At 75.2% G+C, this 24497-nt stretch carries 18 protein-coding genes; 10 read left to right on the forward strand and 8 right to left on the reverse strand.

Annotation, left to right across the window (positions count from 1 at the left end):
* Positions 1 to 158: 158 nt before the first annotated feature.
* Genes FYW99_RS06095 through FYW99_RS06110 form a run of 4 tightly spaced genes read left to right on the forward strand, consistent with a single transcriptional unit; the run spans position 159 to position 8918 of the window.
* Complete coding sequence (locus tag FYW99_RS06095; protein WP_223838780.1) at positions 159 to 1136, forward strand: LLM class flavin-dependent oxidoreductase; 978 nt, start codon at positions 159 to 161, stop codon at positions 1134 to 1136.
* Positions 1133 to 4108 (forward strand): lantibiotic dehydratase, encoded by a 2976-nt coding sequence (locus FYW99_RS06100; protein WP_150250983.1) that lies wholly within the window; start codon positions 1133 to 1135, stop codon positions 4106 to 4108. Before FYW99_RS06095 ends, FYW99_RS06100 begins: the two co-directional genes overlap by 4 nt.
* A complete protein-coding gene (locus tag FYW99_RS06105; RefSeq protein ID WP_150250984.1) occupies positions 4105 to 5262 on the forward strand; it encodes a lanthionine synthetase C family protein in 1158 nt (385 codons plus the stop codon). The genes FYW99_RS06100 and FYW99_RS06105 overlap by 4 nt, the downstream gene beginning before the upstream one ends.
* Positions 5262 to 8918 (forward strand): ABC transporter ATP-binding protein, encoded by a 3657-nt coding sequence (locus FYW99_RS06110; protein ID WP_150250985.1) that lies wholly within the window; start codon positions 5262 to 5264, stop codon positions 8916 to 8918. The genes FYW99_RS06105 and FYW99_RS06110 overlap by 1 nt, the downstream gene beginning before the upstream one ends.
* Positions 8919 to 9063: 145 nt before the next feature.
* On the opposite strand, the gene FYW99_RS06115 is transcribed toward FYW99_RS06110, so the two are convergent.
* Together FYW99_RS06115 and FYW99_RS06120 are read right to left on the reverse strand one after the other, a co-directional pair.
* A complete protein-coding gene (locus FYW99_RS06115; RefSeq protein ID WP_150250986.1) occupies positions 9064 to 9789 on the reverse strand; it encodes a class I SAM-dependent methyltransferase in 726 nt (241 codons plus the stop codon).
* A gap of 95 nt (positions 9790 to 9884) precedes the next feature.
* Entirely contained in the window at positions 9885 to 11060 is a 1176-nt protein-coding gene (locus FYW99_RS06120) for a hypothetical protein (protein ID WP_223838781.1), read from the reverse strand.
* Positions 11061 to 11525: 465 nt separating this feature from the next.
* Here FYW99_RS06120 and FYW99_RS06125 point away from each other — a divergent pair, with 465 nt between their 5' ends.
* From FYW99_RS06125 to FYW99_RS06135, 3 genes are all read left to right on the forward strand, one after another.
* Positions 11526 to 12467, forward strand: a complete 942-nt coding sequence (locus FYW99_RS06125; RefSeq protein ID WP_150250987.1) for a DUF6895 family protein — start codon at positions 11526 to 11528, stop codon at positions 12465 to 12467.
* 31 nt (positions 12468 to 12498) lie between these two features.
* Complete coding sequence (locus FYW99_RS06130) at positions 12499 to 13722, forward strand: cytochrome P450 (RefSeq protein WP_150250988.1); 1224 nt, start codon at positions 12499 to 12501, stop codon at positions 13720 to 13722.
* 395 nt (positions 13723 to 14117) lie between these two features.
* Positions 14118 to 14774 carry a LuxR C-terminal-related transcriptional regulator gene (locus FYW99_RS06135; protein WP_394350333.1) on the forward strand — a complete coding sequence of 219 codons (657 nt, stop codon included), beginning with the start codon at positions 14118 to 14120 and terminating at the stop codon, positions 14772 to 14774.
* Between the two features lie 96 nt (positions 14775 to 14870).
* Here FYW99_RS06135 and FYW99_RS06140 read toward each other — a convergent pair whose 3' ends face one another.
* The 3 genes from FYW99_RS06140 to FYW99_RS06150 form a co-directional block, all read right to left on the reverse strand.
* Complete coding sequence (locus FYW99_RS06140; protein WP_150250989.1) at positions 14871 to 15650, reverse strand: TetR/AcrR family transcriptional regulator; 780 nt, start codon at positions 15648 to 15650, stop codon at positions 14871 to 14873.
* Between the two features lie 188 nt (positions 15651 to 15838).
* Positions 15839 to 16663 (reverse strand): SDR family oxidoreductase, encoded by an 825-nt coding sequence (locus tag FYW99_RS06145; protein WP_150250990.1) that lies wholly within the window; start codon positions 16661 to 16663, stop codon positions 15839 to 15841.
* 270 nt (positions 16664 to 16933) lie between these two features.
* Positions 16934 to 17551, reverse strand: coding sequence for a TetR/AcrR family transcriptional regulator (locus FYW99_RS06150; RefSeq protein WP_150250991.1), 618 nt, complete (start codon positions 17549 to 17551; stop codon positions 16934 to 16936).
* 156 nt (positions 17552 to 17707) lie between these two features.
* On the opposite strand from FYW99_RS06150, the gene FYW99_RS06155 reads away from it, so the two are divergent.
* Positions 17708 to 19318 (forward strand): ABC-F family ATP-binding cassette domain-containing protein, encoded by a 1611-nt coding sequence (locus tag FYW99_RS06155; protein WP_150250992.1) that lies wholly within the window; start codon positions 17708 to 17710, stop codon positions 19316 to 19318.
* Positions 19319 to 19429: 111 nt separating this feature from the next.
* On the opposite strand, the gene FYW99_RS06160 is transcribed toward FYW99_RS06155, so the two are convergent.
* Complete coding sequence (locus FYW99_RS06160) at positions 19430 to 19993, reverse strand: DNA-3-methyladenine glycosylase I (RefSeq protein ID WP_150250993.1); 564 nt, start codon at positions 19991 to 19993, stop codon at positions 19430 to 19432.
* On the opposite strand from FYW99_RS06160, the gene FYW99_RS31690 reads away from it, so the two are divergent.
* Both FYW99_RS31690 and FYW99_RS06165 read left to right on the forward strand, forming a co-directional pair.
* Positions 19992 to 20129, forward strand: coding sequence for a hypothetical protein (locus FYW99_RS31690; protein WP_190394567.1), 138 nt, complete (start codon positions 19992 to 19994; stop codon positions 20127 to 20129). The genes FYW99_RS06160 and FYW99_RS31690 overlap by 2 nt on opposite strands.
* Before the next feature lies 1 nt (position 20130).
* Positions 20131 to 20670 (forward strand): HD domain-containing protein, encoded by a 540-nt coding sequence (locus tag FYW99_RS06165; RefSeq protein ID WP_150250994.1) that lies wholly within the window; start codon positions 20131 to 20133, stop codon positions 20668 to 20670.
* Between the two features lie 26 nt (positions 20671 to 20696).
* Here FYW99_RS06165 and FYW99_RS06170 read toward each other — a convergent pair whose 3' ends face one another.
* Both FYW99_RS06170 and FYW99_RS06175 read right to left on the reverse strand, forming a co-directional pair.
* On the reverse strand, positions 20697 to 22418 hold the full coding sequence (locus FYW99_RS06170) for an ABC transporter ATP-binding protein (RefSeq protein ID WP_223838783.1): 1722 nt from the start codon (positions 22416 to 22418) through the stop codon (positions 20697 to 20699).
* Positions 22419 to 22729: 311 nt separating this feature from the next.
* Positions 22730 to 24490 carry an ABC transporter ATP-binding protein gene (locus tag FYW99_RS06175; protein ID WP_190394568.1) on the reverse strand — a complete coding sequence of 587 codons (1761 nt, stop codon included), beginning with the start codon at positions 24488 to 24490 and terminating at the stop codon, positions 22730 to 22732.
* Positions 24491 to 24497: the final 7 nt, after the last annotated feature.

The following is a 24497-nucleotide window of genomic DNA, read 5'->3' on the forward strand; positions in this document are numbered from 1 at the left end:
CCCCGTCCCTGATCCACCGCGGCCCGGCACGACCAGACCCGGGGCGGCGGTCGCTCGGCGGCCGCCGCCCCGCGGCGCACCCGCGGGTGTTTTCCGTACCCTTCCCCTTCCGCGAGCGCGGTGTCGCGGGCGCGGACCCGGCCGAGGAGGCAGCCCCCATGCACGACGACACAGCGCAGGACCGCGAGGAGACGCCGCTGGACGCCGCGCCACCGCTGGGCCTGCTGGAGTACCTCGACCTGACCGAGGGCCGTCCCGTCCGGGACAAACGCGACACCGCCTTCGCCTCGGCCCTGCTCGCCGAGCGGTTGGGCTACAGCCGCGTCTGGCTGCCCGAGCACCACGCCTCCGGCGTGCCCAGCACCAACCCGCTGCTGCTGGCCGCCGTCCTGGGCAGCCACACCCGGCGCGTGCGCGTGGGCACCGCCGTCACGCTGTCCAGGATCCGCGACCCCCACCTGACCGCCGAGGACGTCGCCGCCGCCGCGCACTTTTGCCCCGACCGCCTCGACGTCGGGTTCGGCCGCGGCGACGTGAGCGGGGGAGCGGCCGACGACCTCGCCCACCTTCGAGAACGCGGTGAGGACGTCGGCGCCGTCATCGACACGACCGTCGCCCTCCTGCGCGGGAGCGCGGAGTGGGTCGACCCGGTGGACACCGGGTTCCAGCTCTGGTCGCACGGCGCCGGGAACCGCTCCGCCGAGATCGCGGCCAGGACCGGCACCCACTACTGCCACGCCCTGTTCTTCAACACCGACGTGGACGCCTGCGTCAGCACGCTCAGGGCCTACCGCGCGGCGCACCCCGGCGGGCGCACGGCCGTGGCACTGGCCCTGGTCGCCAACGACGACGCCGCCACGGCGCGCGCCGACAGCCTGCGCCAGGGCGTGCGGGTCAACTGCGCGGGTACGGCCGACCAGTGCGCCGACGCCGTGCACCGCGTCCTGGCCATCACCGGTGCCGACGAGGCGGTCGTCACCGAGCTGTCCAGCGACCCCGAGGACCACCTGCGCGCCGTGGAGGAGGTCTTCGCCGCCGTGCGCCGCCGCGCCGCCTCCCCCGTCGAAGCCACGGCCTCCCCCGGTGGCGCCGTCCCCGCCGGGACCGCCGCCGCCACGGTGAGCGGTGCCCGGTGAGCGGCACAGACTTCGGGCTGGTCCGCGTTCCGCTGCTCAGCGTCGAGGAGTCCGCCCGCATGGTCGCCGCGGGCGACGTCCACGACCCCGTCGCCGCCATGGCCGTCGACCTGGCCGCCGACCCCCACCTGCGCGCCGCGTCCGCGTCCGAGGAGCGCGCCCGCGCCACCCTGCTGCGCTACCTCGCGCGCATGGGCGGTCGGGCCACCCCCTACGGGCTGTTCGCCGGAACCGCGCCCCTGTCCGTCGGGGACCGCCGCGACCTGGAGGTCGACCGGCGCGACCGGCACCGCGTACGGGTGCGCGTGGACGTGCGCGCCCTGGAGGAGACGGTCGCCGACGCCCTCGCCGCCGCCGACCCCGACCACGTCCCCCTGCGGCTCAACCCCCTGGCCAGCGTCGGACCCTCCGCCGTGCGCTTCGCCGCTCCGGGCGACGCCACCGCGGCGGTGGTGAGCGTCCGGCGCACCGAGGCCATCGACACCGCCGTGGAGGTCCTCGGCGGCGCCGAGATGAGCGCCGCCGACCTCGCCGACGCGCTCGCCGAGCGGCTGCCCGGAGTGGAACCCGACCGCCTGCGCGCCTTCGTGCGCGGACTGCGCGACAGGGGCCTGCTCCAGCCCTCCGACGGACTGATCGCCCCCGGAGCCGAGCCCGCCGACCGGGCCGTGCACCTCCTGGACGCCGTCGGCGACCGCGACCGGGCCGCCGCCGTGCGCGTCCTGCTGTCCGACGCCGCCGGGGAGCGCCCCTTCGAACCGGGGCTGCGCGACCGGCTCGACACCGCCTGGGACCGCGCCGCCGACCACGCGCCCGCCCTGGCCCCGACCAGGTACGCCGAACGCTTCGACCTGCACCCCGAACTCGCCATGCGCGCCGCGCACCTGGACCGGCGCACCGTCGCCGACCTGCGCGCCGCCGTGCGCCGCCTCGCCGCCCTCGCCTCCCCCGGCGGCGGACCCGGCTTCGACATGGCGGCCTTCCGCGCCGCCTTCGCCCAGCGCTTCGAGGACGCCGAGGTGCCGCTGCTGAGCGCGCTGGACCTGGAGTCGGGCGTGCTCCGGCCCGCCCAGCGCGGCGCCTCCGCGCTCGCGGCCAAGGCGGGCCTGCGCACCGGTTCCCGCCCCGACGAACCCACCGCCAACCCCCAGCTGCTCGACCTGCTCGGGCGCTGGACCGCCGACGGCGGCCACCTCGACGGCGGCTCCGTGGACATCGCCCACCTGCCCGAGGCCGACACCGACGGCTCCCGCGCGCTGCTGGCCGTCCTGCTCGGCGACGCCGACCCCGCCTCCCACGACGGACCGCACAGCATGCTCGTCGGCGGGGTGGGCCGCGCACCCCACGCCCTGGCGGCCCGGTTCGGCCTCCACCGCCCCGCCGTCGCCGACCGCGTCCGGGAGCAGGTCGACCGCGCCCGCGAGCGGTACCGCACAACGGACCCGGAGGGGGACCCGCTGGAGGACCCCCTCCACGCCGAACTCGTCTACCACCCGGGCGGACGCATCGGCAACGTCCTGGTGCGCCCCCGCGTGCTGGACGAGACCATCGCCCTGACCGGCGCCCACGCGGGCACCCTGCACCTGGACCGCCTGCTCCTGCGGCTGCGCCCGGACGGCTTCCGGCTGCGCGACGCCCGCACCGGCCGCCCCGTCCTCGTGGAGCTCAACACCGCCCACAACGTCGACTTCCACGGCCTGGACCCGGTCTACGCGGTGCTGGGCCACCTGGCCACCTCCGGGGGAGCGGGCTGGTCGTGGGGGCCGCTGGCCCGTCTGCCCCACCTGCCGCGCGTCACCTGCGGCCGGGTCGTGGTCACCCCCGAGCGCTGGCTGCTGCGCCCCGGGGACGTCGCCGCGGTCCTGTCCGCGCCCTCCCCGGCCGCCGAACTGCGCGACCGCCTGCCCGGCCTGGGCGGGCGCACCTGGGTGGGCACCGGCGAGTACGACCACGTGCTCCCCGTGGACCTGCGCGAGGACGCCTCGGTGCGCGCCGCCCTGGCGCGCGCCGGTGGCCGCGACACCGCCTTCGTGGAGATGCCCCAGGCCGAGGCGCCCGCAGTGCGCGGCCCCGGCGGGGGCCACGTCGCCGAGGTGGTCGTGCCCACCGGACCCGTCCTGCGCGAGCCGCCCGGCCCCGGCGCGGGGACGGCCGCCCTGGACCGCGGCCACGGCCGGGCCTGGGTGTACGCCCGCCTGTACTGCGGGCACGCCGCCGCCGACCAGGTGGTGTCGCGCGCCCACCGGCTGGCCTCGGACCTGCGCGCCGCGGGCGAGGCCGACCAGTGGTTCTTCCTCCGCTACCAGGACGGGGACGGCTACCACGTGCGGGTGCGCGTCCGCCCGGCCGAACCCGCCGCGCGGCCCGGCGTGCTGACCGCCGTGGACGCCCTCGGAGCCCGGCTGGCCGCCGGGGGCCTGGTCAGCAGGGTCGTCCTGGACGAGTACGTGCCCGAGGTGGCGCGCTACGGCGGCACCGAGGGCCTGCGGGCGGCCGAGGGGCTGTTCACCGCCTCCAGCGACCGCGTCGCCGCCGCGCTGCCGGACCTGGCCGACGAGTCCGACCGCCTCTACCAGGCGGTCGCCGACGTCACCCACTGGTGCACCGAGCTGTTCGACGCCTTCGACGAACGCGAGGAGTTCCTGCGCGCTTGCCAGGGCGGCCTGGACGTGGCCCCCACCCGCGAGGGCAACCGCCTCGGCAAGTTCGTCCGCGCGCACGAGGCCGCCCTGCGCGCCCACCTGGAGGGGGCCCGCCCCGACGAGGACGTGGCCAAGGCCCTGGGCGCGCTGGCCGCCGCGCTGGCTCCCGGAACCGGAACCCGCGGCCGGTGGTCGGTGTTCGGGTCGGCGCTGCACCTGCACCTGAACCGGACCTTCGCCTTCGACGCGGTGCGCATGGAGTACCTGGCGCACGAACTCGCCCGGCGCCACCTGCGCCGCCTGTACGCACTGGAGGGCAGGAAGCGATGAACGACGCTGACACGCTGGACCTGGCGCGGCGGTTCCTGGCCGACATGGACGACCAGGTGCGCGAGGCCCCCACCTTCCCGCTGCTGCTGGACCAGGCCGTGGCCCGGATGGAGTTCGCCCGCGCCCTCGGCGAGGACCACGGCGCGGAGGACGCCTTCCACGAGGCGATGGGCCTGCTGCGCTCCGGCGGCGGCACCGGCCCCTGGCTCTACCGGGGCGCCGCCCAGGCCGGGTGGACCGCGCTCCGGCTCGCCCGGGCGCGCGGCACCGAACCGTCCGGGCTCGGCGCCGTGGACGACGCCGTCCTGCGGTGGATCGCCGACTACCCCGCCGAGGGCGAGGTCGACCTGCCCATGGGCGTGCTGGGCCTGGGCGCGTACGCCCTGGCCCACCCCGACGCCGGGTTCCGCGACAAGGCCACCTCCGGCGTCCTGGACGTGGTCGAGGACCGCGTCGAACGCGACGGCGACGGCCTCTTCCTGCGCCTGGGCGACTCCCCGGCGCGCCGCGCCGACCAGTCCGCGCGCTGCCGGGTGCTCGGCGCCGCCCACGGCACCGCGGGCCTGGTGTCCTACCTCGCCTCGGCCTCCGGGACGGCCGCCGCCCCGCGCGCACGCCCGCTGCTCGACGGCTCCGTGCGCTGGCTGCGGGCCCAGCGCGGCGACTTCTCCCACGCCGTCTTCCCGCACCGCGTCGAGACGCGCTACACGCCCGCCCGCGCCACCTGGTGCTCGGGGGACCCGGGCATCGCCCTGGCCCTGACCGCGGCCGCCGGGGTCACCGGCGACCCGCGCGACGCCGCCCTGGCCCGCGCCACCGCCCTGGCGGTCGCCACCCGGCCCGAGCGGGACTGCGGGATCACGGACGGGTGCGTCTGCCACGGCGCCGCCGGACTGGTCTGGTTCGGCCGACGCGCCCACGACGACCACGGCCTGCCCGAGGGGCTGGAGTGCGTCCGGCGCTGGACCGGCTGGCTCGCCGAGCGGCGCGGCGAGGGACCGCTGACCTACTTCAACCCCGCCGGGATGATCCGCGACGCCTCCTTCCTCGAAGGGGACGCGGGCGTGGCCCTGGCACTGCTGTACGCGGCCACCGGGACGCGGCCCGCGTGGGAGCAGCTCGTCCTGGCGCGCCCCGTCACACCGGAGGTCTGATGCCCGGCTCCCCGCCGACCGAAGCGCCCGCCGCCCGGGGCCGCCACTGGGTCCTGCGACTGCTGTCCGCCTGCCGCCGCCACCCGGCGCTGGCCGCGGGGGTGGCCGCGGCGGCCGTCCTGGGGACCGGGCTGGCCGCGCTGGCGCCGCTGGCCGCCCAGATCGCCGTGGACGACGCCGTCCAGGGGCGCACGGACCGGATCGGCGTGCTCGCCCTCACCCTGCTGGGGGCCGCCGCGCTCCAGTTCGCCGGGGCGTTCGCCCGCCAGTTCCTGTCCGGCAAACTCGCCCTGGGCGTCCAGCACGACCTGCGAACAGCCGTGTTCGACTCGGTCCAGCGGCTCGACGGCGGCAAACAGGACACCCTGCGCACCGGCCAGGTCATGTCGCGCGCCAACATCGACCTGCAACTGGTCCAGGGACTGCTGGCCACCGCGCCGCAGGCCCTGGGCGGCCTCGTGCTCATCGTGTTCGCCTTCTCCGCGATGCTGTGGCTCTCCCCCGTGCTCACCGTCGTGGCCGCGGCCGTCGTGGTCTCCTTCGTCGTGGTGACGGCGCGCGTCAGCGGGCGCATGCCGCCCGCGACCATGGCCGTGCAGCGTCGCGCCGCCGAGATCGCCCAACACGTCGAGGAGACCGTGACCGGCGTCCGCGTCGTCAAGGCCTTCGGACAGGAGGAACGCGAGACCAGGCGCCTGGCCGACCTCGCCGCCCGCCTGTTCGGCGAGCGCATGCGCGTGGCCCGCATGCAGGCGGCCCCCAGCGCCACCCTCGGCGTGCTGCCCTACCTCGGCCAGGCCGCCGTGCTGGTGGTGGGCGCGTGGCTGGTCGCGCGCGGGGAGGTGTCCCTGGGCGCCCTCGTCGCCTTCTCCGGGTACATGGTCACCCTCACCGCGCCGTCGGCGTCCCTGTCCAACCTGGTCATGAGCGCCCAGCTGGTGCGACCCGCGGCCCTGCGCGTGTTCGACCTCGCCGACTCCCGCCCCGACGTCACCGACGCGCCCGACGCCGCCGACGTGCCCGAGGGGCCGGTCGGCGTGGAGCTGGACGGCGTGCGGTTCGGCTACACCCGCGACTCCACCGTGCTCGACGGGCTGTCCCTGCGGGTGCGCCCCGGCGAGACCCTGGCGCTGGTCGGCCCCTCCGGTTCGGGCAAGTCCACGGTCTCGCTGCTGCTGCCGCGCTTCTACGACACCACCGGCGGCGCCGTGCGGATCGGTCCTCCCGGCGGCGCGGTGGACGTGCGCTCGCTGCGCCTGCGCTCGCTGCGCTCCACGGTCGGCGTGGCCTTCGAGGAGCCGTTCCTGTTCTCCGGCTCGGTCGCCGACAACATCGCGTACGGGCGCCCGCACGCCACCCGCGAGCAGGTCCGCGCGGCGGCCCGCGCCGCCGGGGCCGACGGCTTCGTCCGCGCGCTCCCCGACGGCTACGACACCCCGGTGGGCGAGCGCGGCCTGACCCTGTCCGGCGGCCAGCGCCAGCGCGTGGCCCTGGCCCGCACGCTCCTGGGGGACCCCCGCGTCCTGGTGCTGGACGACGCCACCTCGGCCGTGGACGCCGCCACCGAGGCCGCCATGGTCACCACGCTCGCCGACGTCACCGCCGACCGCACCGTCCTGCTCGTGGCCCACCACAGGTCCACCCTCGCCCTCGCCGACCGCGTCGCCGTGCTCGACGGCGGCCGGGTGGTGGACGTGGGCACCGAGGCGGAACTCGCCCGGCGCTGCCCGCTCTTCGTGGAACTGTGCGCCGGGGACGGGGGCGACGTCGAGGAACCGGCCGCGGTCTCCGACGCCGGCGGTTCCTCCCTGTGGCCCGAGCCGGTGCCGGAGGCGACCGACCCCGACGAGGCCGCGCTGCCCGCCGCCGACGACCGCCCCGCCGAGCGCCTGGACCGCGCGCCGCCGGAGGAATCCGGAGCGCGCTTCGGCGTCCGCCGGGTGCTGGCGCCCGTCCGGGCCCTGCTGGCGCTCGCCGTCCTGCTGGTCCTGGCCGACGCCCTGGCCACCACCGCCCTGCCCGTCGTGCTGCGCTGGGGCCTGGACCACGGAGTCGCACCCGGCGACGCGGGCGTGGTCGCGGCCGTGGGCGCGGCGGCCCTGGCGCTGGTGGCGGTCAACTGGTGGGTCCTGGCCCTCCAGCCCCGCGTGGTCACCCGGACCGGGGAGAGCGCCCTGTACGCCCTGCGCCTGCGCGTCTTCCGGCACCTGCACCGGCTCGGCGTGGACTTCCACGAGCGCGAGCGCGGCGGCGGAACCATGACCCGCATGACCACCGACGTCACCGCGCTGTCCACGTTCGTGGAGAGCGGGCTGACCATCGTCGTGGTCAACGGCGCCACCGTGCTGGGGATGGTCGTGGCGATGCTGGTGCTGGACCCGGGGCTGGCCCTGGTCGCCCTGGCGGTCCTGCCGGTGCTGCTCGCCGCGACCCTGTACTTCCGCCGGTGCGTGTCGCTGGCCTACCACCTGTCCCGGGAACGGATCGGGGAGGTCAACGCCGACCTCCAGGAACAGGTGGCGGGGGCCCGCGAGTCCCAGGCGGCCGGGGCCGAGGACGGCGCGAGCGAGCGCTTCGCCGCCCTGTCGGACCGCTACCGCAGGACCCGGCTGACCGCCCAGCGCCACATCGCGCTGTACTTCCCGTTCGTCACCCTGCTCGGGGACGTGTCCACCGCCGCCGTCCTCGGAGCGGGCGCCTACCGGGTGGCGGAGGGGACCCTGTCGGTCGGCGTCCTGACCGCGTTCCTGCTGTACCTGGGGATGTTCTACGCCCCCTTCCAACAGCTGTCGGTGGTCTTCGACAGCTACCAGCAGGCGCGCGTGGGCGTGGACCGCATCGGCGGCCTGCTGAACACGCCGCCCGCCGCCGCGGCCTCCCGGCGCGCGGTCCCCGAACCGGTCCGGCGGGGCGGCGGCCGGGTGCGCCTGGAGGGGGTCGGCTTCACCTACCCCGGCGCGGGCGGGCCCGCCCTGGCCGACGTCACCCTGTCCGCCGACCCGGGCGAGACCGTGGCGCTGGTCGGCGAGACCGGCGCCGGGAAGTCCACCGTGGTCAGGCTCATCGCCCGCTTCCACGACCCCGACCGGGGCGCGGTCCTGGTGGACGGGACGGACGTGCGCGACCTCGACCCGGCCGAGCACCGGCGCAGGCTCGGCGTGGTCCCGCAGGAACCCCACCTGTTCACCGGGACCGTCGCCGACAACGTGCGCTACGGACGTCCCGGAGCCAGCGACCGCGAGGTGGAGGAGGCCGTGCGCGCGGTCGGCGCCCTCGACGCCGTGGCCGCCCTGCCCCGGGGGATGCGCCATCCGGTCGGCGAGCGCGGGCGGGGCCTGTCCACCGGGCAGCGCCAGCTCGTCGCGCTGGCGCGGGCGCAGCTGGTGGCCCCCGACGTCCTGCTGCTGGACGAGCCCTCCGCGGGCCTGGACCCGGGCACCGAGCGCGCCGTGCTGACGGCGATGGACCGCCTGTCCCGGGGGAGGACGACCTTCGTGGTCACCCACAGCCTGGTGACGGCCGCCCGCGCGGACCGGATCGCGGTGCTCGACGGCGGACGGGTGGTGGAGACGGGCACGCACGGGGAGCTGTCGGCCTCGGGGGGCGCCTACGCCCGCCTGTGGCGGATCAGCGGGGCGGGGCCGGTGCCGGTCTGAGACCGGGCGGTCCCGACCGGCGCGGGCGTTTCGCCACCCCGGGGCGCCGTGCGCGCGGTCCGGCGTCGGGCCCGGCGCGGGCGTCCCGCCGCTCCGTGGTGTCACCGGTGGGCGCGGCCGCGCGGCCCCGACCGGCGCGGGCGCCTCAGCTCCCGGTCCGAGCGTCCCGGTGCTCCGGCATCCGGAAGTAGATCATCGGGTTGTCGGTGCTGGTGCGCACCGGCTCGCCCAGCCCCAGGTCCTCCCGCAGCTCCAGGAGGGCGGTGTGGGGCGCGGGTGCCTTCTTGCGGGAGGGGGTGAAGAAGTCCGTGCCGTTCTCGCGCAGCCACGCCAGCACCGCGGCGCCCTCGGTGAAGGGCAGGGCCCGCTTGCCGTGGAAGACGTCGTGGACGCTGACCGGCGTCCCCGGGGCCACGCGTGGGAACAGCGCCTCCAGGTACCACCTGGCGAACCGGCCGTTGTGCGCGGCGTCCACGAACAGGTACCCGATGCCCTCGGGGACCTGGGACATGTTCTCGCGGACGTCGCCCTTGTGGAACTCCCACCGGCCCAGGGACAGCTCGGAGGGCACGTTCGCCACCACGTTGTCCACGATGTCGAAGGAGTGCAGCGTCCCCCCGCCGTTGTCGCGCAGCGCCGACAGGATCCACGTGGTGGACCAGCCGTGGAAGGTCCCCAGCTCCATCACCGTGTCCGGCCGCGTCTCGCGCAGCAGCAGGTAGGTGATCTCCGCCTCCAGGTCGTCCAGCTGCGGCGTCATCCGACCGCGCGTGCGCCGGAGGAACTCGCGCTGCGCGTCCCGGACCTTCGCCAGGGGGTCCCGGTACCTGCGGTACAGGTCCCCGATCAGCGCCAGGTCGATGTCTCCCATACCGTCCTCACTCCAGTGTCGCTCGATGGTCGCTCTGTGTGAACGCGGGCTCCAACTTACCGTTCCTGAACAGTGATCAGAAGTGACCGCGGGGGTCACGCTGGCACTGCACCCATCCCGAACGGTTCTGGATGGGCTGGGTCGCCGCGTTCCTGCCGCGTGTGGCGCCGACGGATCTCGTCCGTGGTCCGGGGCTCGCGGGGGCGGTTTCCCTCATGCCCGTGACTGCCTGGTGCGGCCTGGGCGGTCCGATGCCCCGCACCATCACCCTGGTGGTGTGGGGGCGGTGCCGTCCGTCGCCGGACCGGGTGGCCTTGGGCGCGCCTGCCGACCGCGATGCTGGCCGCATCGTGCCGGGAGACCTTCCTACGTTTGGTGGTGAGGGGTTTTTGCCAGTGCTGGGCACCCCACCGGGAGGTGTACGCGGGGTCCACGGCGATGACCGCCACCCCCAGGGTGTGGGCCATCGAGGTCAGCCGGGCCCGGAGCCATGTGGTGGGGAAACCACTGATCAACTGCCGGAGGCGTTTCCGTCGTCCGTGTTTCTCCCGAGACTTCTCGCTGGCGAAGTCCAGGTCCTCGACCGCGATGGCCTTCACGCCGCTTGCGGTGGCCCAGCGCAGCAGCCGGGACAGGGCGTGGCGCACTTGCGCATCCCGATGCTGGGAGTTCCCGGACAGGTCGAAGGCGAACCGGCGCGGGTTCCCGACCGGGTTGCCGTGGGTGTCGAGCCGCCAGGCGGCAAGGTGGCCGGCGTTGGCGTCCACCCCGACCACCCCGCGGGCCAGCGCCGTCTCCCACGGCACCTGTGGGACAGGAGTGGGCGTCCAGGACGCGGTCACATACCAGCGTCCCTGGCCAGGGCCTCGGCCGGTATCCAGGTGGATGCGGTAGGCCACCGCCCTGTCGGCCTCGACCCGGTCGGCCCACTCGGTGCCCCGGTGGGCGAAGGCCATCCGGTAGGAGAGCACGTACCGACCGTGCGCGGCGTTGGCCAGGTGCGCCAGTGGGGCGGGCAGCCTGATCGAGACCTGACCGTCGGGGGTGATACGGATCGTCTCGTTGCCGTACCGTTTGCCGGACTCACCATCAGCTTGGAGGAAGGAGCGTGCGGCCTCCCACCGGGCCCGCCACGCGGTCTCGCTCAGCTGTGCCCGGTCCAGGTGGTGGCGGGTGTTGAGCAACCGCTTGCCGCCACGCACCACATGGACCCGACCCGCCTCCCAGTCAGCCACCGCCGCCGCGTGCCGGTACCTGCCATCTCTTCCCACCTCCCGATCCTGCCGGTTTCGTCGCTGTGTTCGAGATGACCGTAGCCAGAACCGGGGGCGCCTGTCCGGAGAATCAGCGAACTTCTCGGGCGGGTTTTCTCCGACGGTTCATTCACAGGGCTAGGGGCACACAGCTACACACCGCTTTCCGACAGCAGCACAGGATCACTCCTGTGCCCTCGTGTGCGTTTGAGTGGCTTCCCGATCCAACAGCTAACAACCCCACCCGGGGCCTCACACCGCTTCGCGACGCCCTTCCCAGCGCGATTCCCGGACATTCTCGCGCATCCTCCTCCTCAAGGAGGAGGCTCCACCGCCGGGACCGCCCGGGCCGGTCCGCAGGAGGGGCGCGTATTTCCTCCTCCGGGCCGAAGCGCCGTGAGGAGGGCCGACCTAGGGTCGGGAGCGTCGGCAGGGAAGAGGAAGCCGCCGGGGCCCGCCCGGCACACGACGGGGGGAGGACCGATGGCCGCCACCGGCGGGACGGGCACGACGGCCCGGACGGACGGGAGCACCGCCTCCGGCGTCCTGGACGCGGCCCTCGCCTGGCTCACCGACCACGCGGAGTGGTTCGGACCGCGCTGGGACGACCACTTCCCGCCGCGCGACTTCGCCGGGGCCACCGTCATGGAACTGCTCATGCTCTGCCGCCTCCTGCGCAGGTCGGAACAGGTCCCGTCCGGAGCCGCCGGGCTGGAGCGCGCCGCCGCGGAGCTGGCCCGGGACGCGGTCGCCGCGACCGGTCCCGGCGGGGACGCCGAGAACCCGCCCTACCGGCTGTGGACGGCGGCCCTGCTCGCCGACCTGGGCCATCCGGCCGACGGGCCCCTCGCCGACGCGCGCGCCCGGGCCGAGCGGCGCCCCCCGAGGCCCCCCGGCGCGGGGACCTCGCCGGTCCTCGCCCTGGAACTGCGCCACGTCCTCGACCTGGCCGGGCTCGCCGCCCCCGCGGACCTGCCCGGCACCGCGCCGCTCTACGACGCCTGCGTGGCCGAGCACGCGGGCGGCACCGGCGAGTACGACGCCTACGGGGTCACCCACGCCGTCCTGTACGCCACCGACTTCGGTGCCCGGCCGCTGCCGGGGGACACCGCGCGCATGGGGCGCGTGCTCGACGGCCTGCTGCGCGCCTACCTGGACGAGGGCCACCTGGACCTGGCCGCCGAACTGCTCCTGTGCGCGCGCATCGTCGGCGGGGGGCCTCCCGCGCTGGAACGGCTGGCCTGGGACCGGCTGGCCGCGGCCCAGCGGCCCGACGGCTCCCTGCCCGGGCCGCCCTTCGACGCCGCGGTCCTGGCCGGGCGCACGGGGGAGCGGGCCACCGCCTACGTCTTCCGCACCTGCTACCACACCACCCTGGTCACCGCGATGGCCGCCGCCCACGCCGGGGCGTCCGCGCGTCCGTGAGCGCGAGCCCCGCGACGAGAGGAGCACGTCCATGGCCGACGCCCCGACACCGTCGGCGTGCCCCGTGAGCCTGCCCACCGCACGTGAGCACGCCCTGGACCCGCCGCCCCGTTTCGCCGAACTGCGGGAGAGGTCGCCGATCACCCGGCTGGCCCTGCCCGACGGGACGGAGGGATGGCTCGTGACCGACTACGAGCTGGCCTGCGACGTCCTGGTGGACCCGCGGTTCAGCGCGCGCCAGGACATCCGGGTCCCGCCGCGGGGGCAGGCTCCGGCGCCTCCCGCGGCGCCCGGCTTCTTCGTGCGGATGGACGCGCCCGAGCACACCCGTTACCGCAGGCGCCTGGCCGGGCAGTTCACCCGGCGGCGCATGCTCCTGCTGGAGTCGCGCGTCGGGGAGATCGCCGAGGAGCACGTGGAGCGCATGCTCTCGGAGGGCGCGCCCGCCGACCTGGTGGCCGACTACGCCCTGCCCCTGCCGTCGCTGGTCATCTGCGAGCTGCTCGGCGTGCCCTACGGGGAGCGCGGGCGGTTCCAGCGCGACACGGCGGTCGCCTTCGACGTGGGCCAGCCCCGGGAACGGGTCTCGGCGGCGCTCGCCGACCTCAACGCCTTCCTGGCCGACCTGGTGCGCCGCAAGCGCCGCGAACCTGGGGAGGACCTGCTCAGCGGGTTGCTGGACGCCCCGGACCTGACGGACGAGGAGGTCGCCGCGATGGCCTTCCTGCTGCTGGTCGCCGGGCACGAGACGACGGCGAGCATGCTCGCCCTGGGCGCGTTCGCGCTGCTCACCCACCCCGGACCGTGGCGCGGGGCGCTCACCGACCCCGACCCGCGGCGGATGACGCGGCTGGTGGACGAGCTGCTGCGCTACCTGACGATCATGCAGTTCGGGGCGATGCGGGTGGCCCGCGAGGACCTGGAGGTGCGCGGGGAGCGCGTCCGCGCAGGGGAGGCGGTCGTGGTCTCCCTGTCCGCCGCCAACCGCGACCCGCGGGCCTTCCCCGGGCCCGACGTGCTCGACCCGGGGCGGGAGCGCCCCATGCACCTGGCCTTCGGCCTGGGCGCGCACCACTGCCTGGGCCACCAGTTGGCCCGGACGGAGCTGCGGCTGGGGTACGGCACGCTGTTCCGGCGGATACCGGACCTGCGCCTGGCCGTCCCGCCGCACAGCGTTCGTATGCGCGACACCTCCGCGGTCTACGGAGTGCACTCCCTTCCCGTCACCTGGGGGCGCGAAGGGACCGGCCTTTAGGGACGGGGTCCCCAAAAGAGGGAAATCCCCTGGCCGATACCCAGGGCGATCTCTTATGGAAAAGGGAATGGTTCCGGAGTGAAGCCGCCGGGTGCGGTGCGACCTGCTCGGACGCGATTGTCGGCGGGGCAGGGAAATGAAGCTTCGTCCGGGATGCTCAAACCTCTACGTTTCGCGAACACGAGCAGTGACCGTTTTTTTCGGATTTATTCCTCGGTGGCCACATGCGGCCACGGGCGAAGGGTTTGTCCGTAGGGGATCGGGGATTTAAGGACGGCTGGCTTCTTTCCACAGGACAACCCCGGGCCTCCCTCCCCCACGCCCCGGAGGTTTCGCACGAAAAGGGGACAGGTCCACTGATTACCCGCGTACTGATTATCGGTGACCAAGACGTAGTGAGGCTGGGACTGTGCACGGCCTTCGAAGCGACGGATGACATCAAGGTGGTCGGAACGACCGGCGACCTGCGAGGGGCGGTGGTCAGGGCGCGACAGCTCCGTCCCGACGTGGCCGTCGTCGACATGGTGGCGCTCGGGGAGAGGGGGAACGAGGTGGTCCGCGAGCTCGCCGAGCTGGAGGACCCCCGCGTCCGCGTCCTCGCCCTGGCGGTGCCCAACGAGAGGGACAACCTCGTCAACTGCCTGCGGGCCGGCGCCTGCGGCTACATCCTCACCGGCAGCGACATGTCCGTCATCACCGACGCCGTGCGCTCGCTGAGGGAGGGGCACACCGTGCTCGACCCGGCCGTGGTCGGCACGGTCGTGGAGGAGTTCGTCCGCTACGAGGCTGCGGTGTGCGTCGGGACGGGCGACGACCCGGACTCGTGCTGGAAGGAGCAGTTCACCGACCGGGAGAAGGACGTGGTCGGGCTGGTCGCCACCGGCGCCAGCAACGCCGAGATCGCCGGAGTCCTCGGCCTGTCCGAGACGACCATCAAGTCACACGTGTCCAGCGTCCTGGCCAAACGGGGGCTGCGCAACCGCGTCCAGCTGGTGGTCTGGGCCTTCCGGAGCGGGCTCGTCCCCGTCCGGAGCAGGGACGCGGTGCTCTAGACGCGACCGGCGCCCGTCGCCGGAGCGTCGGCCGACGAGAAGCGCGGTGCCGGTGGAGGGCCACCGCGTGATCCCCCTGCCCCGGGGCTCCGGCCCTCAGGACTCCTCGACGCCCCGGTCGGAGCGGGAGTCCACCAGGACCCGGACGCCGTCCAGGACGCGTTCGAGGCCGAACGCGAACTCGTGGTCGGACGAGTAGACCGTCCTGTGCTCCCTGCCCACCGTGCTGCCCACCCGGGAGGCGAGCGGGTAGTCGCTGTCCCGTGTGAACGCCGCGAGCAGCGGTCCGTGTGTGCTCCACCACTGGCCGTCCGTCATCCCCGTGGCCTGTTCGGTCTCGCTGACCGCCGCGGCCTGGCTGGCGGCGCCCTCCGCGTAGCTGTTGACCAGGCTGACCGTGGAGTCCATCTCGACGTCGGACAGGCCCAGGCCGTCCACGGCGGACAGCTCGTACTCGTACTTGGCGATGAGGTGGGGGCCCAGCAGGCGGCCCCGCGGGGTCTGGAGCATCCACGGGTGGCGCAGGAGCAGCCGCCAGTTCGCGTACGCGACCGCGCTCAGCCGCTCGCGCCAGTGCCCGGGACGCTCGCCGTCCGCGTACATGTCGGCGTAGGCGGCGTCGAGCATGAGGTCGACCAGCTCGCCCTTGCCGGGAACGTAGGTGTACAGGGACATGGTCCCCACGCCCAGGCGTTCGGCGACCTTGCGCATGGACAGCGCGGCGAGCCCGTCGGTGTCGGCCATCTCCGAGGCCACGGCCACGATCCGGTCCACGCTCAGGTCCGGTTTGTTCCGGCGGCTGACGGGCTCCTGGGTCCGCCACAGCAGCGCGAGGCTGCGTGCGGGGTCGCCGCTCTTGGTGTACTGCGTGGGCATCGGCCGTCCTGCTCTCGGTCCGGTGTCCGGCCAGTCTAGGGCGTGTTCCACGGGCACACGCCCCGCTGTACCGCGTCGTCGGGGCATCGGGAGACCGGGAGGCGGAGAGGCCGGGACGCGGGGACGTCGGGAGACCGGGACGCGTCCGGCCGGAGGGAGCGCCCCGGCAGGACGCCTCGGTCCGCGGGTCAGGTCCGCGGGCGGAAGGCGTCCGCGTTCTCCCCGACCCACCCGGCGAAGGTGCGCGCGGGCCTGCCGGTGACCCTCTCGACGGTGTCCTGGACCCGGGTGCCGACCTCGGGCGGGTCGGTGACCAGCTGGAGACCGAAGCCCACGTACTCCTCGTCGTGGCCCAGGGCGCGCAGCCGCTCGGCCTCCTCCTCCAGGGTGAGGCGGACCAGTCCGACCTCACGGCCGATCCCGCGCGAGAGCGCGGCCACCCGCTCCGCCGGGGTCAGCGCCTCGGGACCGGTGAGGGGGTAGGTGCGGCCGCCGTGGCCGTCCTCGGTGAGGGCGGTGACCGCGACGGAGGCGATGTCGGCCTCGTGGACCAGGGCGCTGGGCGCGGTGCGCGCCTCGCGGACCACGCCCTCCGCACGCACGGAGTCGGCCCAGTCCAGGGTGTTGGCCATGAACTCGACCGGGTGGAGCAGGGTCCAGACCAGGCCGCTCGCGGCCAGGGCCTCCTCCACCGGGCCCGGGTAGAAGTCGCACAGCACCGACACCCTGCGCACGCCCGCCTTCTCAGCGAGCTCGACCAGGCGCGGCGCCGAGGTGAGGGGGCTGTGGTCGTCCCCGCCGAACGTGATCAGGTGCAGCCCCGTGACCCCTTCGAGGTGCGGGGCGAGGCCGTCCGGGTCGGTGAGGTCGCCGCCGACGACCCGCGCGCCCTCGGGCAGGCGGGCCCGTTCGGGAAAGCGGGTCAGCGCGCGTACGGGGTGCCCGGCGCCGAGCAGCTGTCCGACGACGTGGCGGCCGACGTTGCCGGTGGCTCCGGCGACGAGGAAGGTCATGGCTCTCCATCTGTCCACTGGGGGATCCTGGTTTCCGTAAGGCGTACAGTACGGTGTACGGAAACGGCGCGCAAGGGCGGGTGAGGTGCCAGGGGGAGCGCGGGACCACGGGCGGCGGCGTGCTCTCCTCCCTGTCCGGCCCGGGTGCGGAGCCTGCCCCGGGCGGCTCCGCGTCCGGACCGGGTTCAGGGTGTACGGGCGGAGGCGTCCCGGGCGGCGGCGCGCTTTCCCGCGTTCGGGCCGGGGCGCGGGGCCTGGGCGGCGCCGTGTTCAGGGCGCGCGGACGAAGGCGCCCCGGGCGGCGGCCTCGGCGGCGATCCGTGCGGCCAGCTCCAGGTCGGCGGGCGTGACGGGCTCGCGGCTGACGAAGAGGCGGTAGTAGACCGGCGCGACCGCCGAGCGCACCACCTCCTCGGCGTCGGTGCCCTCGGGGGCCTCGCCCCGGGCGATGGCCTCCGTCACCAGGACGGCGGCGCGCGCGTGGCGGTCGGCCATGAACACGCGCAGCGCCCCGGCCACGCGTGAGGAGGCGAAGGCGGCCGCGACGGAGGCCGCGGACACCGCGCCCTCGGAGGCCTCGGTGAAGCCGTGCAGCACGGTCGCGTTGAGGGCCCGCAGGTCGGTGCGCAGGGAGCCGGTGCGCTCGGGTTCCCAGTCGCGGGTGGTGGACCACTCCAGAGCCGCGGACAGGAGCCCGTCCACCCCTCCCCAGCGGCGGTAGACGGTGGCCTTGTGCACTCCGGAGCGGGTGGCGACGCGTTCGGCGGTGAGTCCGGCGTAGCCGTGTTCGCCCAGCTCGTCGAGGGTGGCCTGGAGTACGGCGGCGGTGTTGCGTGCGGTGCGGCCGCCGGGTCTGGCGCCGCCAGGGGCTCCTGTGTCAGAGGTCATAACGCAACTCTAGTTGCATTTGTTGTCCTCCCTGTGCCATACTCGCTTAACGCGACAGCAGTCGCATCAAAAGCTCTCGAAGGAGGAGATCACGATGGGCCGATTCCACCGCACCCCGGGTCCCCGGCAGTTCTCCACCACCATCGAGAGGTCCACATGTCTTCTGCCTTCTCCGTCGTCTGCACGGGGCTGTCCTTCGCCTGGCCCGACGGCACCCCCGTCCTGACCGGCCTGGACGCCGCCTTCGGCACCGGGCGGACCGGACTGGTCGGCCGCAACGGCAGCGGCAAGTCCACCCTGCTCCGCCTCGTCGCGGGGCGGCTGGTCCCGGCGTCGGGCACGGTGTCGGTGGACGGCGACGTCGGCTACCTGGACCAGGGGCTCACCCTGGACACCGGCCGCACCGTCGCCGAGCTGCTGGGCGTCGACCGGACCCGCGCCGCGCTGCACGCCATCGAGGCGGGCGAGGCCACCGAGGCGAACTTCGCCGCCGTCGGCGAGGACTGGGACGTGGAGGAGCGCGCCCTGGCCCAGCTCGAACGGTTCGGCGTCGCCCTGGCGGGGGAGACCCCGCTGGACCGCCCCGTCGGCACCCTCTCCGGAGGGGAGGCCGTGCTGGTCGCGCTCGCGGGGCTGGCCCTGCGCCGCCCCGCCGTCACCCTGCTGGACGAGCCCACCAACAACCTGGACCGCCACGCCCGGGAGCGGCTCCACGACGCGGTCGCGTCCTGGCACGGGGTGCTCGTCGTGGTCAGCCACGACCGCGAGCTCCTGGAGCGGGTCGACCAGATCGCCGAACTCCGTGACGGGCGGGTGCGCGTGTGGGGCGGCAACTACTCCGCCTACGCCGAACAGCTCGCCGCGGAGCAGGACGCGGCCCGGCGCATGGTGCGCGTGGCCGAGGCCGACGTGCGCCGCGAGAAGCGCCAGCTCGCCGACGCCCAGGTCAAGCTGGCCAGGCGGGTGCGCTACGGCAAGAAGATGTACGACACCAAGCGCGAGCCCCGCGTGGTCATGAAGCAGCGCAAGCGCGACGCCCAGGTGGCGGCGGGCAAGCACCGCATCATGCAGGAGGCCAAACTGGTCGGGGCCAGGGAGGAGCTGGACCGGGCGGAGGTCGCCGTCCGCGACGACGACGCCATCCGCATCGCCCTGCCCGGCACCGAGGTCCCGGCCGGGCACGGCGTCCTGGAGCTGGGCACTCCGGACGGCGGGCGGCTGTACCTGCGCGGGCCCGAGCGGGTGGCGCTGGTCGGGCCCAACGGGTCCGGCAAGACCACCCTGCTGCGGGCGGTGGTCGGTCGGGGGCGTCACCCGCAGGCCGAGGTGGTGCACGCCGCCGACCGGATCGGCTACCTGCCGCAGCGGTTGGACGTGCTGGACGACGGCCTGAGCGTGCTCGACAACGTGCGCGCGGCGGCGCCCTCCGCCACGCCGCACCGGGTGCGGGCCGGTCTGGCCCGCTTCCTCATCCGCGGGGACCGGGTGGACCAGAGGGCGGGCGACCTCTCCGGGGGCGAGCGGTTCCGGGTGGCGCTGGCCCGGCTGCTGCTGGCGGACGAGCCGCCCCGGCTGCTGGTGCTGGACGAGCCCACCAACAGCCTCGACCTCGACAGCCAGCGGCAGTTGGCCGAGGCCCTCGCGGACTACCGGGGCGCCCTGCTGGTGGCCAGCCACGACCACGCGTTCCTGCGCGAGGTCGGGGTGGGCCGCTGGTGGCGGACCGAGCGCGGGCGCGCCCCGGTGGAGGCGTCCGGGGCCGACTGACCCGGGGCGGCGGCGGGGCTTCGGTGCCCCGCCGCCGCGTCGCCGGTGTCCTGCCGCCGAGCCGCCGCCGAGCCGCCGCCGAGCCGCGTCCTGAGCGTCCGGTGGCGGCGGTCAGGCGGGTTTGGCCGGGCAGGCGACCAGGTGGTCGTCGACCACGCCCACGGCCTGGAGGTAGGAGTAGACGATGGTGGTGCCCACGAAGGTGAAGCCGCGCTTCTTCAGGTCCTTGCTGACCCGGTCCGACAACGGGGTGCTCACCGGGACCTCGGAGGGTTCGGTGAAGCGGTTGACCACGGGCGTTCCGTCCACCCAGCCCCACAGGTAGGCCGCGAAGGTGCCGTGCTCCTCGCGCACCTCCCGGAAGGCCCGGGCGTTGCGGGGGAGCGAGGCCACCTTGAGCCGGTTGCGGATGATCCCGGCGTCCCGGAGGAGCCGGTCGGTGTCCTCCTGGCCGTACTCCGCGATCCGGTCCCGGTCGAAGCCCTCCAGGGCCCGCCGGTAGTTCTCCCGCTTGTTGAGCACGGTGGACCAGGACAGCCCGGCCTGCGCGCCCTCCAGGACGAGCATCTCGAACAGGTGGGCGTCGTCGCGGGAGGGCCTGCCCCACTCCTGGTCGTGGTAGGCCCGCATCAGCTCGGAGGACCCCCGTGCCCAGGCACAGCGCTGGTCGGACATGGCAGCTCCTCGGAGGTCGACGGCGGAGGTCGCCTCCATGGTGCCGCAGGTCGGCGACAGTCCGGACGCGTCCGCCTTGTGCTCCTTCCGGCTGGTGTTCGCCCGCGCCCGCGTCGGAGGGGGCATCATCGACTGACATGGACATCCCGATCCCGGACGAGGCGTCCCGGCTGTTGGCCGGTACCGGCGCGCCGCCCCGCCTGCGCGCGCACGGCGCGCTGGTCCACGGCGTGGCCGTGCAACTGCTCGCGTGGCTGGCCGAACACCACCCCGGTCTGCCGGTCGACGCCGACGCGGTCCGCTTCGGCGCGGCCGTGCACGACATCGGCAGGACCGAGCACCCCGAGGAGCTGCGCGGGCCCGGCCGCCGACACGAGGCCGCGGGGGAGCGGCTGCTCCTGGCCCGGGGCGTGCCCGCCCGGCTCGCCCGGTTCTGGGCCACCCACGGCGACTGGTCCGCCGAGGGTCGCGGCCTGGAGGACCTGCTGGTCAGCCTCGCCGACAAGGTGTGGAAGGGCGCCCGCGCCGAGGAACTGGAGCTGTTGGTGACCCGCCGCGTCGCCGAGGCCGCGGGGCGGCCCGCCTGGGAGGTCTTCGCCGCCCCGGACGACGCGCTCCAGGCCCTGGCCGACGGCGCGGACGCCCGTCTGGCCGAGCAGGCGCGCCACCCCGTCTGACCGAGCAGGACGCCGTGTCCGAGCTTTCAGGCGGTGCCGTGCCAGGACCTCCACAGGGCCGCGTAGGCGCCTCCCGCGCCCACGAGTTCGTCGTGGGCGCCCAGTTCGGTGATCCGGCCGCCCTCCACCACCGCCACCCGGTCGGCGTCGTGCGCGGTGTGCAGCCGGTGGGCGATCGCGATCACCGTCCTGCCCTCCAGCACGGCCGCGAGGGACCGCTCCGCGGCCCGGGCGGTGGTGGGGTCCAGCAGCGAGGTGGCCTCGTCGAGCACCACCGTGTGCGGGTCGACCAGCACCACCCGGGCCAGGGCCAGCTGCTGCGCTCCGGCGGCGTCCAGCGCCGTGCCGCCCGCGCCCAGCGGGGTGTCCAGTCCCTCCGGCAGCTCCCGCAGCCAGTCCGCGTCCACCGCCTCCAGCGCGGACAGCAGAACGGTGTCGTCGGCCTCCTCGGAGGCCAGGGCCAGGTTCTCGCGCAGCGTCCCCGCGAACACGTGGTGCTCCTGGTTGACCAGGACGATGCGGCGGCGCAGCTCCTCCGGCGCCAGGTCGGCCACGGGCACACCGCCCACCAGCACGCTCCCCGCATCCGGTGCGTCCACTCCGGCCAGGAGCCGACCCAGCGTGGTCTTGCCCGCTCCCGAGGGACCCACGACCGCCAGCCGCTCGCCGGGCCGCACCGTCAGGTCGATCCCGCGCAGGACGTCCGTACCCGCCACGTAGGCGTAACGGGCGCCGCGAACCTCGATCCGGTCGTCGACGGGTGTCGGGGCCGTGCCGACCGGAGCCGCCACCCGCCCCACGCCGCGCACCCGCGCGAACGACGCCCCGCCCCGTTGCAACTGCTCCACCCAGTACATGATCCCGCTGGCGGGCTCCTCCATCTGCCGCATGTAGAGGCAGCAGGCCACCACCACCCCCAGGCTCACCCCTCCCTCCAGGTGGAGCAGTCCGCCGCCGAGCAGTACCACCACGGCGGGCAGGGAGAAAGCGACGTCGGCGACGGGAAACAGAACCGACCGCAGGCGCAGGGTGCGCCGCCGCGCCCCGTACAGCTCCAGGGTGTCGCGGTCGGTGCGCGCCACCCGCTCCCGGCGCAGCCCCAGCGCCTCCACGGTGCGCCCGCCCTCGGCGGTGGCGGTCACCCCCGCCAGCGCGGTCGAGGCGGCCGCCCCCTCGGCCAGGTAGGCGGCGCGCGACCGGCGCAGGTACCAGCGCAGCGCCCACCAGAGCGGGGGCACGACCACCAGGACCAGCACGCCCAGAGCCGGACTGAGCCAGAACACCGCGGCCAGCAGGAAGAGGACCTGCAACAGGGCGGGGAACACGTCGGGGACGGCACCGCGCAGGGTCGTCGCGACCACCCCCATGTCGCCGGACGCCCGGTTGGTGAGGTCCCCTGTGCCCGACCGCTCCACCACGCGGGTGGGCAGGGCCAGGGCCCGGTCCACGAACTCCTCGCGCAGCCGCGCCAGTGCCCGCTCCCCGAAGCGGAACGCGCCCAGCCGCGCGTACCGGGTCAGCACCAGCTGTGCCAGCGCGCAGGCCAGGACGGCGGCGGCCAGCCCGTCGACCGCCGCGACGGTGGCCCGACCGGCCTCCAGGAGGTCGATGATCCGTCCCAGCAGGTAGGGTCCGGCCAGCCCGGCCGCACTGGCCAGGCAGGTCAGCGCGAGCGTCGCGATCAGCCCCGCGCGGTCGGCTGACACCAGTCGCCAGGCGTCCCGGCGCGCCTGGGCGGGCTCCGCCACCGGCAGCCGCTCCCCCTCCCCGGTGTGCGTCCCTCCCCCGCCGCCGACACCCCCGACGGTCCTCCTGCCTGCCTCGGTTCCGGTGCTTCCGCCGGTCCCCGTCGCCTCTCCGGTGTCGGGGCTCCCGCCGGTCCCCGGGTTTGCTTGGGCCCCCGCGCTCCTGCCGGTCCCCGTGCTCCCGCTGGTCTGTGCACCTGTCCCGTGGACCGTCCTCCCGCAGGGCCCTGTGCTCCCGCCGGTCCCCGTCCTTTCCCCGGGGCTTGTGCTCTCCTCGGCTCCCTCGGGCCCCGTGCTCTCCCCTGTCCCCGTGCTCACGACCGGCCCTCCTCGTCCGCTCCGCGCAGGACCAGCGCCCGGTAGTCCGGCCGCGTGGCGACCAACTCCCCGTGCGTGCCCACCGCCACCGCCCGCCCCCCGTCCAGCAGCACCACCCGGTCCGCCCGCGCCAGCAGCAGCGGAGAGGTGCCCGCGACCACGGTGGTGCGTCCCCGGCGGGCCTCGTGCAGCCGGGCCGCGATCAGCGCCTCGGTGTGCGCATCCACCGCGGATGTGGGCTCGACCAGCAGCAGCACCTCCGGTCGGGCCAGGATCGCGCGCGCCAGCCGCACCCGCTGGCGCTGCCCGCCGGACAGGTTGCGGCCCTGCTCCTCCACCGCCGAGTCCAGCCCGTCGGGCAGGGACGAGACCACGTCCAGCGCCCCGGCCGTCCGCAGCGCCTCCATGACCTCCGCGTCGGTCCGGTCGCCGTGCACCGCGACCACCTCGCGCAGCGGACCGGCGAACAGGTACGACTCGTTGTCGCCGACCAGGACGCGGTCGCGCACCCGTTCCACGTCCATGTCGCGCAGCGGCACCCCGCCCCAGCGGGCGTCGGAGTCGGTGTAGCGGCCCAGGCGCTCCACGACCAGCGCCGCGTCCCCGGGCCGGAAGGACACCAGGGCGGTCATCGACCCTGGCGGCACCCGCGTTCCGCTCTCGGGGTCCACCAGCTCGGCGGGCCCCTCCGGGGGAGCCGCGCCGCCGCCCTCCGACAGCGCGGGCCCGGACCGCAGCAGCCGCACCACCCGCTCCAGCGACACGTGGCCGTGGGTGAGGTCGCTGGCCGCCTCCACCAGGAAGAACACCGGCATGATGAGGACGGCGACGTAGCCGTACACGGCGACCACCTCCCCCACGGTGATCTCCCCGGCCACCGCGAGTCGGGCGGCGATCCAGGTGACGGCCGCCAGGAAGACCACCGGCAGGCAGGAGCTGACCGCCTCGAACCAGCTGCTGGTCGCGCCGAGCCGGTACCCCTGGCGCAGCAGCGAGGCCGAGCGCTCCCGGTACCGGGCGGCGAACCGGTCCCTGCCGCCGATGCCGGACAGCACGCGCAGCCCGGCCACGATGTCGCCCGCCAGGGTGGTCAGGAGCCCCTCCCGTTCCCGGTAGCCGCTCTGTCCGCCGCGCAGGCCGCGCAGCAGCGGTCCCACGGTCAGGGCGAGCAACGGCACGCCGACCAGCACGACCGCCGCCAGCAGGGGTGACACGGTCAGGAGCAGGACGGCGACCGAGGCGTAGGCGATCACCGAGCCGACCCCCGGCCCGGTCATGGTGAGTGTCTGCGCGATCCGGCCCACGTCCAGCACCTGGACGGTGGACAGCTCCCCGGAGGAGAGCCGCCGGGGCAGCGCCGCGCCCAGCCGGGCCGCGTGTCTGGCCACCACGCGCATGGTCCGCAGCGAGGCGTCCATGCGCACGAGCGTCATGGTCCGGTGCCGCATGATCGACACGGCCGCGTTGAAGGCACCCGTGCCCGCCAGGGCACCCGCCCACAGCAGCAGTGCGCTCCGGTCCCCGGCCCGCAGTCCGTCGTCGACGGCGCGGGAGAGGAGGTAGGGCATCACCATGAGGCCGATCATCCAGACGGTTCCCCAGAAGGCCCCGGCCACGACCCTCCACGGTTGGGAGGCGATGAGCCACCACAGGTAGCGCCAGGGCCCGCGGGCGTCCGGCGTTCCGGGATCGGGCACGCGCGGGCCGGTGGCGGCGGCAGGCGTGCGGGGAGCGGGCGCCGCCTCGGTACCGGTCACGGGGCCT

Source organism: Nocardiopsis deserti (assembly GCF_008638355.1).
Classification (GTDB): Bacteria; Actinomycetota; Actinomycetes; order Streptosporangiales; family Streptosporangiaceae; genus Nocardiopsis; species Nocardiopsis alborubida.